Source organism: Mesorhizobium alhagi CCNWXJ12-2 (assembly GCF_000236565.1).
GTDB lineage: Bacteria > Pseudomonadota > Alphaproteobacteria > Rhizobiales > Rhizobiaceae > Allomesorhizobium > Allomesorhizobium alhagi.
Genome location: NZ_AHAM01000035.1, coordinates 12,224 through 27,503, shown reverse-complemented (window position 1 = coordinate 27,503; position 15,280 = coordinate 12,224). Strand labels below are relative to the sequence as shown.

Here is a 15,280-nt window from a genome sequence, read left to right as displayed (position 1 = left end):
GGCGTTTCTGGCCCGCCATTATGGTGCTAGTGAGCAGGCCACCGCGCCCAGATTTGGATTTTGGATGCCCTATAGCGAATCGAACGACGACCGTCTCTACAGCGACCCGGACCTCGTGCAGTTCTACGATATCGAGAATGAAGGAGGCGCGGACCAGGCGTATTGCCTTCGGCTGGCGGAAGGCAGGCAATCGGTCCTTGATCTTGGATGCGGCACCGGCCAGCTCGCGGCAGCCCTGGCGAACGATAGATCCGTCACGGGCGTCGATCCTGCAGCCGCCATGCTCGAGATCGCCCGGCACAAACCGGGCGGGCAAAAGGTCAATTGGGTCGAAGCGGATGCGCGAGATGTCCGGCTTGGGCGGAAGTTCGATCTGGTGCTTTTGACGGGACATGCCTTCCAGGTATTTCTGACAGAAGCAGACCAGAAGGCCGTCCTGCAAACCATCGCCCATCATCTCGCACCCGGCGGACGTTTCATCTTCGACAGCCGAAATCCCCGCATGGAGGAGTGGCGGGACTGGAATCCGCAACAGTCGGAACGAATCCTTGAGCATCCGCGGCTTGGGGCAGTCAAAGCATGGAACGATACGGCGCGGGACGCAGCCACGGGTATCGTGACTTACGAGACTCACTATGAGCTTTTGGCGAGCGGGCGGCGGCTCTCGGCCAAATCGGACATATCGTTCCCGACCAGGGAAGCTCTAGCCGAGATGATGGACGGCGCCGGCCTCATTGTCGAAGAATGGCTCGGCGACTGGCTGGGCGGAGCCTGTTGCCAAACCTCGCCGGAGATCATCCCGATCGGCCGCTTGCGCTGATCGTTTGTTTGTCGGTGACCTTCACGCCGTTTTCGCCAGCGCGGTTTCGCTGAGCCAAGAGCCGATCTTGGCGCCGAGGCGGTCGGGGGAGACGGGCTTCGGGATGTAATCGTCCATGCCGGCTTCCAAGCACTTCTCGCGGTCGCCCTTCAGCGCATGCGCGGTGACGCCGATGATGGGGATGTGCGCGCCGGTGGATTTCTCGAACTCCCGGATGGCGTGCGCGGCCTCGTAGCCGTTCATTTCCGGCATCGAAACATCCATCAGGATCAGCTTCGGTTGCAGCGAGCGGTACATCTCGACGGCGGTGCGACCATTGGCGGCGATGCGATAGGAGAGGCCGAGGCCGGAAAGTATCTGCCCGAATACCATCTGGTTCACCTCATTGTCCTCGGCGACCAGAATGTCGAGCGGCGCATTGCCGGCAGGAGCCGCATCGCGTTCGGAACCAGCGGCGGGCCCGCCGCGCAGTGTCGTGAAGGCTGACGCGACGGCGTTCTGCAACTGCTGCACCGGCTCGCGGACGAAGTGCGCCTTGCCGACATTGGTGCGGGCGCGCTGGATCACTGCGATCACCGTGCCGAGAAGCATGGCCGAGCGGGCAGGCTTGGTAAGATGCGCGGCGATTCCGTATTCGACGACCAGCCGGCCGAAATCGATATGGTCGACCGAGGTCAGAAGCACTACGGGAATGCTGGAGAGCCGGGCGTCGGAGCTTATCGCCTTCGCGACATCGGCGCCGCTCATGCCGGGCATCTGGTAGTCGAGGATGACGCAGTCCACCGCCGCGCCGAGTTGGCTGGCGCGGTCGAGGAAGGCGAGGCCGACAGCGCCGCTTTCGGCGGCCGCGCAATCGAAGCCCCAGCTTCTCAACTGCTCGAGAAGTATCTCGCGGTTGACCGGATTGTCGTCGATGACCAGCACACGCGCGCCGGTGACGTCGACCGGGACGATTTCGTTCTTCGCGCCGGCGGCATGCACCGGCAGCGGAACTGCGAACCAGAATACGGAGCCGCGGCCGACCTCGCTCTCGATGCCGATCGTGCCGCCCATCAGGTCGACCAGCCGGGCGGCGATCGCGAGCCCGAGCCCGGTGCCTTCATGGCGGCGGGTCGACGAACCATCGACCTGCGCGAATTTCTCGAACACCGTCTGCAGCTTGTCGGCCGGTATGCCGATGCCGGTATCCTCTACGCGCACCTTGAGCTGGACCGTCTCGTCGACCACCTCGCCGGAGACATCGATCAGCACATGGCCTTTTTCGGTGAATTTCACCGCATTGCCGACCATGTTGGTGACGATCTGGCGGAGGCGGCCGACATCGCCAATCAGGTCGCTGGGCAGGCGCGGATCGACGCGGACGATAAGTTCGAGGTTCTTCTCGGCGACACGGGCCGACATCAGCGTGGCGACATCTTCGACCGCCTCGGCCAGCCGGAACGGCGCGGGATCAAGCGTCAACTGGCCGGCATTGATCTTCGAGAAATCGAGAATGTCGTTGATGATGGTGATCAGCGCATTGCCGGATTTGACGATGACCTCGGTGAAAGTCTTCTGGCGCGGCGTGAGCTCGGTCTTGGCCAGGAGTTCGGCCATGCCGAGCACGCCATTCATCGGCGTGCGGATCTCGTGGCTCATATTGGCCAGGAATTCGGATTTGGCGCGGTCGGCCGCCTCGGCCTTGAACAGCGATTCCGAGGATTGGGCGAAAGCCCGGCGAATCGCCTTTTCCATCGGACGGAATATCCAGATGGCGACGCCCGCGATCACCGCCAGCAATGCGGTGCTCGCCCAGAGCAGCAACCTGTTGCCCTGCGCCTCGACCAGCTTGTGTTCAGCATCCAGCGCTGCCCCTGCCCGGATTAGCGACGGCTGGGCAAAAAACTTGTTCTGGTTGTCGATCTCGCGATAGGCGGCTTCGCTCGGGGTCTGGGCAGTAGCCACCACGCCCAGATTGCGGATCATATCGCGGGCAGACCAGAACAGGTCGCCATTGACGGAGGCAGAATCGAGTTCGTCCGCGGCCCGCTTGGACAAGCGCGGCCTGACATTTGAAACGGCCGCGGTAAGCGTCTCGATGCTGGCGTTCAGCCGCTCGGCATGGCCGTGGGCAGCCGATTTCAGCGCGTCGCGCGTCTCGGCGCGCCATGCCGTGGTGGTTGTCTCGGCGAAGTTGGTGGCGTTGCGCAGATCGCGCGCGAGCGAGACCATCTGCTCGCTGATCTCGTCTATGTCATGCCGGAAGGCGTTGACGCCGTTCAGCGCATACATGATCACGCCGGAGGTCAGCGCGAAGGCAAGCAGCCCGGAAAGATACCGGATCCGGATCGACCGGATAAACGATGAATAGTCTGGCAACGCACTCTCCGGACTCATACGCAAAATTTTACAGATCCGGATTACGCCTCATTACCATTAAAGAAGCGTTCAAGCGCAAGGCTCTGGGCCAATATTGCCCGCTAAGCGCAAAGCAACGCTGCGATGGAAGTGCCGGTCAGTTGCGCCGGTCGGCTATGAAGCTTGCGGCCGACTTCAGAACCGCTGCGCGCTCGCCATAGGGTTCCAGTATCGCATGCGCCTGTTCGATCAGGCCGGAAAGCTGGCTGCGTGCCCAATCCACGCCGTGCAGCGCCGCCAGCGTCGCCTTGCCCGCCGCCTGGTCCTTGCCGGTCGCCTTGCCCATGGTTTCGGCATTGGCGGTAAGATCGAGAAGATCGTCGGCGAGCTGGAAGGCCAGCCCGATGGCCGAGCCGAATTCGGCCAGTCGCTCGCGATCCGGTGCCGGCGCACTGCTGACGATCGCGCCGGCCTCGCAGGCAAAGCGGATCAATGCGCCGGTCTTCATAGCTTGCAGCGTGATTATGCCGGTCTCGTCCGGCGGCGTGTGCTCGGCCTGCAGGTCGAGCGCCTGTCCTCCCACCATGCCGCCGGCGCCTGCGGCGCGCGCAAGGCCAAGGACAAGGTCGAGCCGCGTCTGCGCCGAAAGCGCCCCGTCAGTCGGTTCGGCCGCTGCGTCATCGGCCAGTATGTCGAAGGCCAGCGTCAGCAGGCCGTCGCCGGCGAGGATGGCGGTCGCCTCGTCGAAGGCCCTATGGACGGTCGGCTGACCGCGGCGCAGATCGTCATCGTCCATCGCCGGCAGATCGTCATGAATCAGCGAGTAGCAGTGCACGCATTCCAGCGCCGCGGCGGCCCGCAGTGCGGCTTCGCCGCTGGATTCAGCATCGAAGAGGGCAGCGCTTTCCAGCACCAGGAAAGGCCGCAGCCGCTTGCCGCCATTGAGCACGCCGTGCCGCATCGCCGCCATCAGGCTTGCCGGCCGCGCGATCTCGCCGCTGCGGGCGCGGTCGTCAAGCAGCCGCCGCAGCAGCGCCTCTACCTGTTCGGCGCGCGACTCGAGAATTGCCTCGAACGGAAAATCGGCTGAAATCGTCATGATCCGACCGTTTACGGCAATAACGCACCCGGTCAAGCGTCCGCAATCGCGCCGGTTGCCGGCTCGGACATTGCGTGGGAGGCCAAGCACCATTATGCCGGGTGGAAGAGAGAGGCAGAGGCAGGCGGCTTGGACGAACCGATAGTCGATCCCGAGACCGAAAGGCTGGCGATGGCGCCGAAGCGGAGACGAAGATCGCGCGCCGCGACAGGCCTGTGGTTCCGCCGCGCCGTGACGGCCGCGATCCTGCTCGCGCTTCTGCCGGTGGTCCTGACGTTCGTTTATCTCGCGCCCTTCGTGCATCCGGTCTCGACGCTGATGCTGAAGGACCTGGCGACCTTTTCGGGCTATGACCGGCGCTGGGTGCCGCTTGAAGACATCGCGCCGGTGCTCGCCCATTCCGTCATCATGTCGGAGGACGGGCAGTTCTGCTCGCATCACGGCATCGACCTCGGCGAATTAAAAGTGGTGCTCGACGACGCGCTGGCCGGCGAGGCGACCCGCGGCGCTTCCACGATCCCCATGCAGACGGTGAAGAACCTCTATCTGTGGAACGGCCGCTCAGTGGTGCGAAAGGCGCTCGAACTGCCGCTGGCGGTCTATTTCGATATCGTGATGCCCAAGTGGCGGATCATGGAAATCTATCTGAACATCGCGGAATGGGCGCCCAACGTCTACGGCATCGAGGCCGCCGCGCAGCACCATTTCGGCGTACCGGCCAGCAGGCTGACCCCGCGCCAGGCGGCCCTGCTGGCGGTCACGCTGCCCAATCCGGCCGCCCGCGACCCCGCCCGGCCCGGCCCTGGCCTGAAGCGCCTCGCCAACACGATCCAGCGGCGGGCGGCAAGGTCGGGCGGCTATGTGCGCTGTCTCCAATAGGCGTCGCCCCGAGGGCCGCTGGCGGATCGGCGGGCATAGCGCCGCATGCGCCAAAAAATTTCGCGGCGGGCTGGTCAATCGCGGCTTTGCCGTGTATAGGCTCGCCGACTTTCTCAGATTCCGGCCCGGATCGCACGGCTCTTCAACGAGAGCATGCCGGGCCTTTACCGATAGATGGAGCAATTCCATGGCTGTGCCAAAACGAAAAACTTCGCCGTCCAAGCGCGGCATGCGCCGTTCGGCCGATGCGCTGAAGGCCCCGACCTATGTCGAGGACAAGAATTCCGGTGAGATGCGCCGCCCGCATCACATCGACCTGAAGACCGGCATGTATCGCGGCCGCCAGGTTCTGACGCCGAAGGAAAGCTGAGCGCCTACGGCGTTTCATGCCTCGACGAATAAGGACCGGCCAAGCGCCGGTCTTTTTCGTTTGGGTTGCCGGTGCTTGACGCGGGAGAATTCCGCCCCCAATAGGGCCGTTGTACAGAGCTGAGCGCATGATCTGATCTGAAAAGTCTGCAACTTTTCAGGATCATGCTAGGTGGGAGAATTCCAATGCTTTCGAGCATTCCGCTGCTGATCGTGCCGTTCATTCTCTACAATATGGGCCTGGCCGGCTTTTTCGGCGGCGGTCCGGAAGGCGATCCCTGGGCGACGGAGATATTCTCCTTCGCCATGATGTCCGGCGGCGAGTTTTCGATGACGCTCGGCATTTCGCTGATCGTCGTCGCGCTCCTGCTGCTGTTCGTCGAGATCGTGAAGTCGACGCGCACCTCGAACGCCTCGGTGGTCGACCATCTGCTTTCCACCTTCGTGTTCGTGGCTTTCCTGGTCGAGTTCCTGCTGGTCAAAGGCGCGGCCCATCCGGTGTTCTTCACGCTGATGGTGATCACCCTGGTCGACGTGCTGGCGGGATTCTCCGTGTCCCTGCGCGCCTCCGGGCGCGACGTTCATCTGGGATAGCCGGCGCACTTTCTCATTGCCACGCCCGCTCTCGCGTCTGGCTATTGTCCTTCGACCCTTCGACCCTTCGACCCTTCGACAAGCTCAGGGTGAGGTCGAAGGAGTGGTCGGGAAGCGGGGCGCGAGGCCGAGCCTTCCTAAAGTAGATGTAACGTGGCGCGGTCCTCGCACCCCGCCAGCGCTTTGTCGTTTCCGTCCGTTCCGCTGTGCGGTTTGCCGGGACTGAAGCCCATCGCCTCATCGGCATTGGGCTTCACGGTGGCGGCGGCAGAAGCCGACTGCGGCCACCTGATCCCGGGCCGCCCTATGTGCTCGTCCAGCACTCCGGGACCGTAGTGTCCCGGCGGGAACCCTTGGACGGAACCTGCCCGGGCCTGCCGCTACGTTGGCGGCAGGCCTGAGGCGCCGGTTCCTCCCCACAGATCACCGTCGCGACCGGCGTTCCCGTGGGAGAAACTGCCGGGGATTGTGCGGGAAGCGCTGGGGGTGTGAAAAAAATTTCTCCCAGAATTTTACAAGCCGTTGATCCCAAAGGAAGATTTCTTCGATCCACCGGCCAGAATGGAGGTGGATTTATCCACGCAGCCCGGCGGACTCCCCTGCCGCGTGGCAAAGAAAATCGTCGCATTTGTCGGGAGGCCGCCTTGTCGTTCGTCCTTGAAACGAGAAGCGGCTGCGTCCGGGTTTTCCGCGCCGCGCCCGTTTCGGCTCGATCTCAAGGAAGGATCACCGCGATGAAGGTTACTCAACATCTCTGGTTCGAGAAGGACATGGAGGCGGCAATCGGCTTCTACACCTCCCTCATTTCCGGCTCGTCGGTCCAGTGGGTCTCGGCGGTGCCCGCCGACAACCCGAGCGGACCCGCGGGCAGCGTCAAGATCGCAGTCTTCACGCTCGGCGACCAGCGCTACATGGCGATCGAGGCCGGTCCGCTCGATCCGTTCAACCACAGCTTCTCGGTCATGGTCGAATGCGAAACCCAGGCCGAGATCGATCGTCTGTGGGACGCTTTGAGGGAGGGCGGCTCGGCCGAGCATTGCGGCTGGCTGAAGGACCGCTGGGGCCTTTCCTGGCAGATCGCGCCCAGGCGGCTCGGCGAACTCATGAACGATCCAGACCGCGATAAAGCCAAACGGGTTGCCGAAGCGATGCTCAAGATGGTGAAGTTCGATATTGCCGGGCTGGAAGCGGCGAGAGGTTGAGCCTGTCGGCAGTGGCGAATTCGCGTTCCGCGAACCGGCGGCCTGCCCGGCCCGCCGCTAGGGCTCCGGGCGTTCGAAGCTCAAAAAGCCAAATCGTTGGCTTTTTGCCGGCTTCGCCGGACGCTCCCTGCCGGGTCCCCGCTGCTTCGCAGCGTCCCGGCGTTCGCTCGCCTTCCGCCATGCCACCGGCATGGCGAATTCGCGTTCCGCGAACCGGCGGCTCACCCCATAGAATCGATCTTGCGCTGCATGGCGGCGATCTGGTCCTTCAGTTCCTGAAGGTCGTCGGATTTCGGAGAGGTTTCCTTCTTCTCAGGCTCCGGCGGCTGCGGAGCTGAGGAGCCGGCCGGCGGGAAGGGCGTGAACAGGCGCATGGCGTTCTGGAACATTTCCATGTTGCGCCGCGTCTGCTCCTCCAGCGCTTTCAGCGGCGCGGGCATCTTCATCATGTCGATCGGGCCTTTGCCGAGCGTCGCTTTCATCTGCTCGCGAAAACGCTCCTGCTCCTTGGCGAACGCCGTCATCGACTGTTCGAGGAAACTCGGCACGATCATCTGCATCTGGTCGCCGTAGAAGGCGATGAGCTGGCGCAGGAACGGGATCGGCAGCATGTTCTGGCCGTCCTTGTTCTCCAGCTCGAAGATGATCTGAGTCAGCACCGGATGGGTGATGTCGTCGCCGGTCTTGGCATCCTGAACGGTGAAATCCTCGCCCCTCTTGACCATCTCGGCCAGATCTTCCAGCGTCACATAAGTGCTGGTGCCCGTATTGTAGAGCCGTCGGTTGGCGTATTTTTTTATTACGACCGAGTCGTCTTTTGCGGGCATCCACATTCCTCCCAGGAAGGCCGGAGCTTGCGTAAGCAGCCGGTAACGATTGCGCCGAAAACAGGATATGCGCAAAAGCGTCACAAATCCAAGCGCTTTGTGCAGTGCAAAAGTTTGTGCTGCAAGCATGCTGCAGTCATGCTGCGGCGAACGGCGCAGCATGCGGGCTGTCCGCCGCCTGACGCAAGATTGCGGGTCGGCAATTCGATTTGACTCAGCTTGTGGAAAGGGCAAGAAAAAGCCTGAACGTTGCCAATTCCCGCATCAGCCCGGAGACGAAAATGTCCGCTTCCAACACAATCGTAGTCGCCAGCGCCGCCCGCACGCCGGTGGGTTCCTTCAACGGCGCCTTCGCCAACACCACGGCGCACGAACTCGGCGCGGTCGTCATCAAGGAAGTGCTGGCGCGCGCCGGTGTCGACGGGCAGGAGGTCGATGAGGTCATCCTCGGCCAGGTGCTGACGGCTGGCGAGGGCCAGAACCCGGCCCGGCAGGCTTCGATCGGCGCCGGCTTGCCGAAGGAGACGACGGCCTGGGGCTTGAACCAGGTGTGCGGATCGGGCCTGCGCGCCATCGCTATCGGCATGCAGCAGATCGCAACCGGCGACGCCAGGATCATAGTGGCCGGCGGCCAGGAATCGATGTCGATGTCGCCGCACTGCCAGCACATGCGCGCCGGCGTGAAGATGGGCGACTTCAAGCTGATCGACACAATGATCAAGGACGGGCTGTGGGACGCATTCCACGGCTACCATATGGGCATCACCGCCGAGAACGTGGCGCGCCAGTGGCAATTGAGCCGCGAGATCCAGGACGAGTTCGCGCTTGCCTCGCAGAACAAGGCCGAGGCCGCGCAGAAGGCCGGAAAGTTCAAGGACGAGATCGTCGCGGTGACGGTGAAGGGCCGCAAGGGCGACACGATCGTCGACCAGGACGAATATATCCGCCATGGCGCGACGATTGACGCCATGCAGAAGCTGCGCCCCGCCTTCGACAAGGAAGGCACGGTGACGGCGGCCAACGCGTCAGGGCTGAACGATGGCGCGGCGGCGACGGTGCTGATGACGGAAGCCGAGGCGGCGCGCCGCGGGATCACGCCGCTGGTGCGCATCGTTTCCTGGGCGACTGCCGGCGTCGATCCGCAGATCATGGGCACCGGACCCATTCCCGCCTCGCGCCGCGCGCTGGAAAAGGCCGGCTGGTCGGTCGGCGACCTCGACCTCGTCGAGGCCAACGAGGCCTTCGCGGCGCAGGCCTGCGCCGTCAACAAGGATATGGGCTGGGACCCGGAGATCGTGAACGTCAATGGCGGCGCCATCGCCATCGGCCATCCGATCGGCGCATCCGGCGCGCGCATCTTCAATACGCTGGCCTTCGAGATGAAGCGCCGCGGCGCCAAGAAGGGCCTGGCGACGCTGTGCATCGGCGGCGGCATGGGCGTGGCGATGTGTTTTGAAGCGATGAATTGAGCGAATAGGGAATAGCGAATAGGGAGTAGGGAAGAAGAGCGAAAGCCTGTTGGCAGCCGATCCGGCCAGTTCCCTATTCGCTACTCCCTACTCACTATTCGCTCATCGATTTCAGGAGGAGGACCATCAATGACCAGAACCGCACTCGTCACGGGCGGATCGCGCGGCATAGGCGCGGCCATCTCGATTGCCCTGAAAAAAGCCGGCTACAACGTTGCCGCAAACTATGCCGGCAATGACGAGGCGGCCAGGAAATTCACGGACGAGACCGGGATCAAGACCTACAAATGGTCGGTGGCCGACTACGATGCCTGCGCCGCCGGCATCAAGACGGTCGAGGAGGATCTCGGGCCGGTGGAGGTTCTGGTCAACAATGCCGGCATTACGCGCGACGCACCGTTTCACAAGATGACGCCGCAGCAGTGGCGCGAAGTCGTGGACACCAATCTTTCGGGCGTGTTCAACATGACGCATCCGCTGTGGAATGGCATGCGCGAACGCAAGTTCGGCCGCGTCATCACCATCTCGTCGATCAACGGCCAGAAAGGCCAGTTCGCGCAGGCGAACTATTCGGCGGCAAAGGCAGGCGACCTCGGCTTCACCAAGGCGCTGGCGCAAGAGGGCGCGCGGGCGGGAATCACCGTCAACGCGATCTGCCCCGGCTATATAGCCACCGACATGGTGATGGCGGTGCCGGAAAAAGTGCGGGAATCGATCATCGCGCAGATCCCGGTCGGGCGGCTCGGCGAATCGGACGAAATCGCCCGCTGCGTCGTGTTCCTGGCGTCGGACGAAGCCGGCTTCATCACCGGCTCGACGATCACCGCCAATGGCGGGCAATATTTCGCCTGATCGGCAACTTTAACACGAATGAAAACGGCGCCCGGGAGGCGCCGTTTCCCGACTGTGCCGCTGGTTCAAGCCGGCGTGCCGACGACGACGCCCGGCCGCTTCTCGAACAGGGCATTGTTGGCAAACCCAGCCAGCGCGGCGCCGAGGAGCGGCGCGACCCAGAACAACCAGAGCTGCTGGATCGCCCAGCCGCCGACCAGCAAAGCCGGTCCGGTCGAGCGGGCCGGGTTTACCGAAGTATTGGTCACAGGTATCGAGATCAGATGGATCAGCGTCAGCGTCAGGCCGATGGCGATCGGCGCGAAACCCGCCGGCACGTCGCCGGACGTGACGCGCAGGATGATTATCAGGAACATGAAAGTCAGCACGATTTCAGCCAGGAGTGCTGCGCCCATCGAATAGCCGCCGGGCGAATGCTCGCCATAGCCGTTGGAGGCGAAGCCGCCCGCCAGCGAGAAATCCGCCTTGCCGCTGGCGATGAGATAGAGAACCACCGCGCCCACGACCGCGCCGACGATCTGGGCGGCAACATAGGGAATGAGATCTTTTGCCGGAAACCGCCCGGCGACGAGCAGGCCGACCGAGACGGCCGGGTTGAAATGGCCGCCGGAGATGCCGCCGACCGCGTAGACCATCGTCAGAACCGTCAGGCCGAAGGCCAGCGAAACACCAAGCAGCCCGATACCGACATCGGGAAACGCAGCGGCGAGAACGGCGCTGCCGCAACCGCCGAACACAAGCCAGAAAGTGCCGAGGAATTCGGCGCAGAGACGTTTAGACATGGTGAATGCCCTCCAGCTACCAAGGAACTGATGAGGCCACCATTTCGCGAAAATTACAATCGGAGCGCGAAAAGATTTCGGTGCGGAAAGCCTCGCCCGCTCCTTACGGCTTGCTGCCCGCCGACAGAACCGGCGCGGGGCCGGGAACGCCGATCGACACCCATGCGGCCGCGTTTTCGGAGGACTGGCGCTTGATGAATTTGTAACCCTTCGCGGCATCCCAGGGCCGAACCGCCGGATGAAGATTGTCGAGCACGAAATCTCCTTCCGTGGTTCGCAGCGTCAGGATGGCGTGGCCTTCGCCGTTCCTTCTTTTCACTACCGTCAGAAGAACGTTTGAAGGCGAAAAGCCCTGTTCCTCAATCAGGATACGGCGCTTGAGCAGTGCGTAATCCTCGCAATCGCCGGCAATTTCGGGAAAGGTCCACAGCTCGTCCTTGCCGAAGAGTTCCAGGTCCGTCTTCGGAATGATCTCGGAGTTGATGCGGTCGTTGATCTGCCTGACCGCCGCCCATGCGGCTTCGCTGAGCGCCTCGGGTCCGGACGGCTCCGCGATCCTGGCGCATTCGTCGCGCCATTTCTTGCAGAATTCGAAATGGCCGATCGGCGACATGACCGGGTCGCCAATTTCCATCGGCTGGGCCTGCATTTCCAGCGCTCCCGCCATCAGGGCAAAAATTGCCGCAAAAATCCTGATCAGGACCGGATCCCCCTGTTTTGTATGCTCAGCATTTAGAAGGAAACGGCGTGCCAGCTTCAGCTTGGCCGCCTGGCTAATTTATCCTTCGTTAAGGATTTCGATGGGTTGGGAAGCAGGCGGCAGCGGCCTGCGGCGCAAATTTGATCATGTCACCACGCAAGAGCCTAAAATATGGGCAGAAGTTTGCTTAGCCGGTCGGCAGAGTGCCGGCGCAGGCTCCAGGGGAAGAGTTCTCCCCCTTACCCGTAGCGGCTCACGCCAAGCGCGGTGACGTCGATCTCCGGTCGTCGGCCGGAGACAATATCGGCGAGCACGCGGCCCGAACCGCAAGCCATGGTCCAGCCGAGCGTGCCATGGCCGGTGTTGAGGAACAGCCCGCCGACGCCGCTTTCGCCGATAATGGGCGGGCCATCGGGCGTCATCGGCCGCAAGCCGCACCAGAAAGTCGCATCCTTCAGCGAACCGCCGTGCGGAAAAAGTTCGCCGACCGAATGCTCCAGCGTGTCGCGGCGCGCGTCCTGCAGCCTGAGATCGTAGCCCGAAATCTCGGCGGTGCCGCCGGCGCGGATACGGTCGCCGAGCCGGGTGATCGCGACCTTGTAGCTCTCGTCCATGACGGTCGAGACCGGCGCACCCTCCGGATCGGTGATCGGAACGGTGATCGAATAGCCCTTGACCGGATAAACCGGAACGGAAAGGCCGAGCGGCTTGAGGATCAACGGCGAATAGCTGCCAAGCGCCATGACATAGGCGTCCGCTGTCAGCAAACCTGTGCTGGTCGCCACGCCGGTCACGGCGTTGCCGGAGGCCAGTATCTTTTCGATGGCCGTTCCGAAGCGGAATTTTACGCCAAGCCCCGCGCAGAGCGCGGCCAGCCGTTCGGTGAACATCTGGCAGTCGCCGGTCTCGTCGCCGGGCAGCCTGAGGCCGCCGCTGATCTTGTCGCGTACCGCCGCGAGCGCCGGTTCGGCGGCAATGCAGCCGGCCGGGTCCAGCACTTCGAACGGCACGCCGAACTGTTTCAGCACCTCGATGTCGCCGCCGGTGCCGTCGACCTGCGTCTGGGTGCGGAACAGCTGCAGCGTGCCGCGGCTGCGTTCGTCATAGGCGATGCCGGTCTCCTGGCGCAGCGCGCGCAGGCTGTCGCGGCTGTATTCCGCGATCGGCACCATGCGAGCCTTGTTGACCGCATATCGCGTGGAGGTGCAGTTGCGCAGCATCTTCAGAAGCCACGCCCACATGGCCGGGTCGAATTTCGGCCGCACCACCAGCGGGCCGTGCCGCATCAGCAGCCATTTGATCGCCTTCAGCGGAATGCCCGGCCCGGCCCAGGGCGAGGAATAGCCCGGCGAAACCTCACCGGCGTTGGCGAAGCTCGTCTCGAGCGCCGGCCCGCTCTGGCGGTCGACGACCTCGACCTCGTGCCCCGCCTGCGCGAGATAGTAAGCGGTGGTGACGCCGATCACCCCGCTGCCCAGAACCAGAACCTTCACCTGTCCAAAACCCCTTTTGACCCCAACGGCCTCAGCGCCCGCCTATTCGTCCCTGTAGATGCGATGAAACCGGCTGCCGAGGCCGGTCAGGATTTCGTAGCCGATCGTGCCTGCCTGCGCGGCGACGTCGTCCACGGCCTGATGCGTGCCGATCAGTTCGACCGTATCGCCTGCGCTGAGCGTGCCCGGCGGTAGTGCCGATATATCGAGAACGATGCTGTCCATCGACACGCGGCCGGCAAAAGGCAAAGGCACGCCGTCATGAAAGGCGCGCGATGCCGCATGCCTCGGCCAGCCATCGGCATAGCCGAGCGAGATCGTGGCGACGCTCAAGCCGCCGGCGGCGCGATAGGAATGGCCGTAGCCGACGCCGGCGCCCGCCTCCAGCGTCCGCGTCTGGATCACCTTGGCCGCGAGGCCGACGACCTGCCGCATCGGGTTCGGCTTGCCGGGCATAGGATTGACGCCGTAGAGCGCCGCGCCCGGCCGGGCGAGGTCGAAATGAAAGCCGTCGCCGAGGAATATGCCGGAGGAATTGGCGAGCGACGCAGGCGCGGGCGGCAGCTTCGCGCACAACGTTTCGAAATTGCGGAGCTGCAGGCTATTCGCCGGGCTGTCGGGCTCGTCGGCGCAGGCGAGATGGCTCATGACGAGCTTCAGATCGATCCCGTCCAGCACCACCGGATCAGCGGCGATCGCATCGACTTCAGAGGGCGCAAGACCGAGCCTAGACATGCCGCTGTCGATTTGGAGAGCGGCAGGCAGCGCGTTACCGAGAAGGTGGGCGGCGGCGCGCCAGGCATCGAGCTGCTCAGTGCTGTTGAGGACAGGAATCAGCCCGGCCGCCGCGCATTGCTCTTCAGCGCCGGGAGGGATTCCGTTGAGTACGTAGATGTCGACATCCCGCCCGATCGCGCGCTGGAGCTCAATTCCCTCCGCGACATGGGCGACGAAGAAATTGTCGCAGCCATCCTCCATCAAGGCTTTCGCAACCCGCGTAGCCCCCAGCCCGTAGCCGTTCGCCTTGACCACGGCAGCGCATCGGCCGCGCGTCAGCCGGCTCCGGAGCATACGATAATTTTCCCGTATCGCGCCGAGGTCGATGGAGAGGATCGCGCCGGCCTGGTTCAGGTCCTGCGGTTCGGATGAGTCTTGCACGTGGAGCGCCCGCTTCATGCAGTTTTCGCAGCATCAATAATGCGCTCGATGATTCAACGCAATATCTCGCGGCAGAACTGCTGAACAATGCAAAACTTCGTCGCTCATCGGCTACACAACGATAAGACTCATCTAAAATTCGGGATTCCACAAGCTTTCTTTGCGTAGATTTTTCTCTCAGCCCACCAGATGCCGGAAGGTCCCGATCACTTGTTCATAGACCTTGCGCTTGAACGGCACGATCAGGCCGGTCAGTTCGTCCATCCTCTTCCAGTCCCAGTGGTCGAATTCGGGCGAATGGCCGCCGGGCGGTGGGTTGATACGGATCTCCCTCTCGTCGCCATGGAAGCGAAAAGCGAACCATTTTTGCGTCTGGCCGCGGTATTTTCCCTTCCAGACGATGCCGACAAGTTCGGGCGGCAGGTCGTAGTTGATCCATTCCGGCGTCTCGGCAAGCAGCTTCAGGCTTTCCATGCCGGTTTCCTCGAAGATCTCGCGGCGCGCCGCCTCCAGCGGCTCCTCGCCTGGATCGATGCCGCCCTGAGGCATTTGCCAGAGCTGATGCGAAGTCGCCATTTCACCGTCGGGTTCGGCAAGGCGATGCCCGACCCAGACCCGGCCCTCGGTATTCAGCACCATCGCCCCGACGCACGGCCTATAGGGCAGGTCCTCGGCCCTGACATTGCGCTTCTTCGGCAT

15 protein-coding genes are annotated in these 15,280 nt (G+C 63.3%); 7 read left to right on the top strand and 8 right to left on the bottom strand.

Going from position 1 to position 15,280, the window contains the following annotated elements; all coding sequences use genetic code 11:
• The first annotated feature begins 64 nt into the window (after window positions 1-64).
• Window positions 65-820, top strand: coding sequence for a class I SAM-dependent methyltransferase (locus tag MAXJ12_RS05195; protein ID WP_008834728.1), 756 nt, complete (start codon window positions 65-67; stop codon window positions 818-820).
• A 21-nt stretch (window positions 821-841) separates the two neighbouring features.
• On the opposite strand, the gene MAXJ12_RS05190 is transcribed toward MAXJ12_RS05195, so the two are convergent.
• Window positions 842-3,178, bottom strand: coding sequence for a response regulator (locus tag MAXJ12_RS05190; RefSeq protein ID WP_008834727.1), 2,337 nt, complete (start codon window positions 3,176-3,178; stop codon window positions 842-844).
• Window positions 3,179-3,314: 136 nt separating this feature from the next.
• Complete coding sequence (locus MAXJ12_RS05185; RefSeq protein WP_008834726.1) at window positions 3,315-4,256, bottom strand: polyprenyl synthetase family protein; 942 nt, start codon at window positions 4,254-4,256, stop codon at window positions 3,315-3,317.
• Window positions 4,257-4,385: 129 nt separating this feature from the next.
• Here MAXJ12_RS05185 and MAXJ12_RS05180 point away from each other — a divergent pair, with 129 nt between their 5' ends.
• The 4 genes from MAXJ12_RS05180 to MAXJ12_RS05165 all read left to right on the top strand — a co-directional run bounded on the left by MAXJ12_RS05180 (window position 4,386) and on the right by MAXJ12_RS05165 (window position 7,300).
• Window positions 4,386-5,135 (top strand): biosynthetic peptidoglycan transglycosylase, encoded by a 750-nt coding sequence (locus MAXJ12_RS05180; RefSeq protein ID WP_008834725.1) that lies wholly within the window; start codon window positions 4,386-4,388, stop codon window positions 5,133-5,135.
• 187 nt (window positions 5,136-5,322) lie between these two features.
• A complete protein-coding gene (gene rpmF, locus MAXJ12_RS05175) occupies window positions 5,323-5,505 on the top strand; it encodes a 50S ribosomal protein L32 (protein ID WP_008834724.1) in 183 nt (60 codons plus the stop codon).
• A gap of 185 nt (window positions 5,506-5,690) precedes the next feature.
• On the top strand, window positions 5,691-6,098 hold the full coding sequence (locus tag MAXJ12_RS05170) for a hypothetical protein (protein ID WP_008834723.1): 408 nt from the start codon (window positions 5,691-5,693) through the stop codon (window positions 6,096-6,098).
• Between the two features lie 734 nt (window positions 6,099-6,832).
• Window positions 6,833-7,300: a VOC family protein gene (locus tag MAXJ12_RS05165; protein ID WP_008834722.1), complete on the top strand. Its 468-nt coding sequence runs from the start codon at window positions 6,833-6,835 to the stop codon at window positions 7,298-7,300.
• Window positions 7,301-7,521: 221 nt separating this feature from the next.
• Here the strand turns inward: MAXJ12_RS05165 and phaR are convergent, their stop codons facing one another.
• A complete protein-coding gene (phaR, locus tag MAXJ12_RS05160) occupies window positions 7,522-8,127 on the bottom strand; it encodes a polyhydroxyalkanoate synthesis repressor PhaR (protein WP_040584960.1) in 606 nt (201 codons plus the stop codon).
• Between the two features lie 281 nt (window positions 8,128-8,408).
• Between phaR and MAXJ12_RS05155 the strand changes: the two genes are divergently transcribed.
• Entirely contained in the window at window positions 8,409-9,596 is a 1,188-nt protein-coding gene (locus MAXJ12_RS05155; protein ID WP_008834720.1) for an acetyl-CoA C-acetyltransferase, read from the top strand.
• Between the two features lie 129 nt (window positions 9,597-9,725).
• Window positions 9,726-10,448, top strand: coding sequence for an acetoacetyl-CoA reductase (gene phbB, locus MAXJ12_RS05150; RefSeq protein WP_008834719.1), 723 nt, complete (start codon window positions 9,726-9,728; stop codon window positions 10,446-10,448).
• A 65-nt stretch (window positions 10,449-10,513) separates the two neighbouring features.
• On the opposite strand, the gene aqpZ is transcribed toward phbB, so the two are convergent.
• The 5 genes from aqpZ to MAXJ12_RS05125 form a co-directional block, all read right to left on the bottom strand.
• Window positions 10,514-11,449, bottom strand: coding sequence for an aquaporin Z (gene aqpZ, locus MAXJ12_RS05145; RefSeq protein WP_280113314.1), 936 nt, complete (start codon window positions 11,447-11,449; stop codon window positions 10,514-10,516).
• Complete coding sequence (locus MAXJ12_RS05140; protein WP_244421445.1) at window positions 11,334-11,879, bottom strand: transglutaminase-like cysteine peptidase; 546 nt, start codon at window positions 11,877-11,879, stop codon at window positions 11,334-11,336. The genes aqpZ and MAXJ12_RS05140 overlap by 116 nt, the downstream gene beginning before the upstream one ends.
• Window positions 11,880-12,169: 290 nt before the next feature.
• Complete coding sequence (locus MAXJ12_RS05135; RefSeq protein WP_008834716.1) at window positions 12,170-13,423, bottom strand: D-amino acid dehydrogenase; 1,254 nt, start codon at window positions 13,421-13,423, stop codon at window positions 12,170-12,172.
• Window positions 13,424-13,465: 42 nt separating this feature from the next.
• The gene (gene alr / locus MAXJ12_RS05130; protein WP_008834715.1) at window positions 13,466-14,599 is read right to left on the bottom strand and encodes an alanine racemase; all 1,134 of its coding nucleotides are present in this window, start codon (window positions 14,597-14,599) and stop codon (window positions 13,466-13,468) included.
• A 159-nt stretch (window positions 14,600-14,758) separates the two neighbouring features.
• Window positions 14,759-15,280, bottom strand: a complete 522-nt coding sequence (locus MAXJ12_RS05125) for an RNA pyrophosphohydrolase (RefSeq protein WP_008834714.1) — start codon at window positions 15,278-15,280, stop codon at window positions 14,759-14,761.

Bases quoted from the DNA above. Each gene is read 5' to 3' on its own strand.
- MAXJ12_RS05165 (WP_008834722.1), top strand. From the start codon at position 6,833: ATGAAGGTTACTCAACATCTCTGGTTCGAGAAGGACATGGAGGCGGCA.
- MAXJ12_RS05185 (WP_008834726.1), bottom strand. From the start codon at position 4,256: ATGACGATTTCAGCCGATTTTCCGTTCGAGGCAATTCTCGAGTCGCGC.
- MAXJ12_RS05170 (WP_008834723.1), top strand. From the start codon at position 5,691: ATGCTTTCGAGCATTCCGCTGCTGATCGTGCCGTTCATTCTCTACAAT.
- aqpZ (WP_280113314.1), bottom strand. From the start codon at position 11,449: ATGCCGCGAAGGGTTACAAATTCATCAAGCGCCAGTCCTCCGAAAACG.
- rpmF (WP_008834724.1), top strand. From the start codon at position 5,323: ATGGCTGTGCCAAAACGAAAAACTTCGCCGTCCAAGCGCGGCATGCGC.
- MAXJ12_RS05155 (WP_008834720.1), top strand. From the start codon at position 8,409: ATGTCCGCTTCCAACACAATCGTAGTCGCCAGCGCCGCCCGCACGCCG.
- phaR (WP_040584960.1), bottom strand. From the start codon at position 8,127: ATGCCCGCAAAAGACGACTCGGTCGTAATAAAAAAATACGCCAACCGA.
- phbB (WP_008834719.1), top strand. From the start codon at position 9,726: ATGACCAGAACCGCACTCGTCACGGGCGGATCGCGCGGCATAGGCGCG.
- alr (WP_008834715.1), bottom strand. From the start codon at position 14,599: ATGAAGCGGGCGCTCCACGTGCAAGACTCATCCGAACCGCAGGACCTG.
- MAXJ12_RS05140 (WP_244421445.1), bottom strand. From the start codon at position 11,879: ATGCAGGCCCAGCCGATGGAAATTGGCGACCCGGTCATGTCGCCGATC.
- MAXJ12_RS05125 (WP_008834714.1), bottom strand. From the start codon at position 15,280: ATGCCGAAGAAGCGCAATGTCAGGGCCGAGGACCTGCCCTATAGGCCG.
- MAXJ12_RS05195 (WP_008834728.1), top strand. From the start codon at position 65: ATGCCCTATAGCGAATCGAACGACGACCGTCTCTACAGCGACCCGGAC.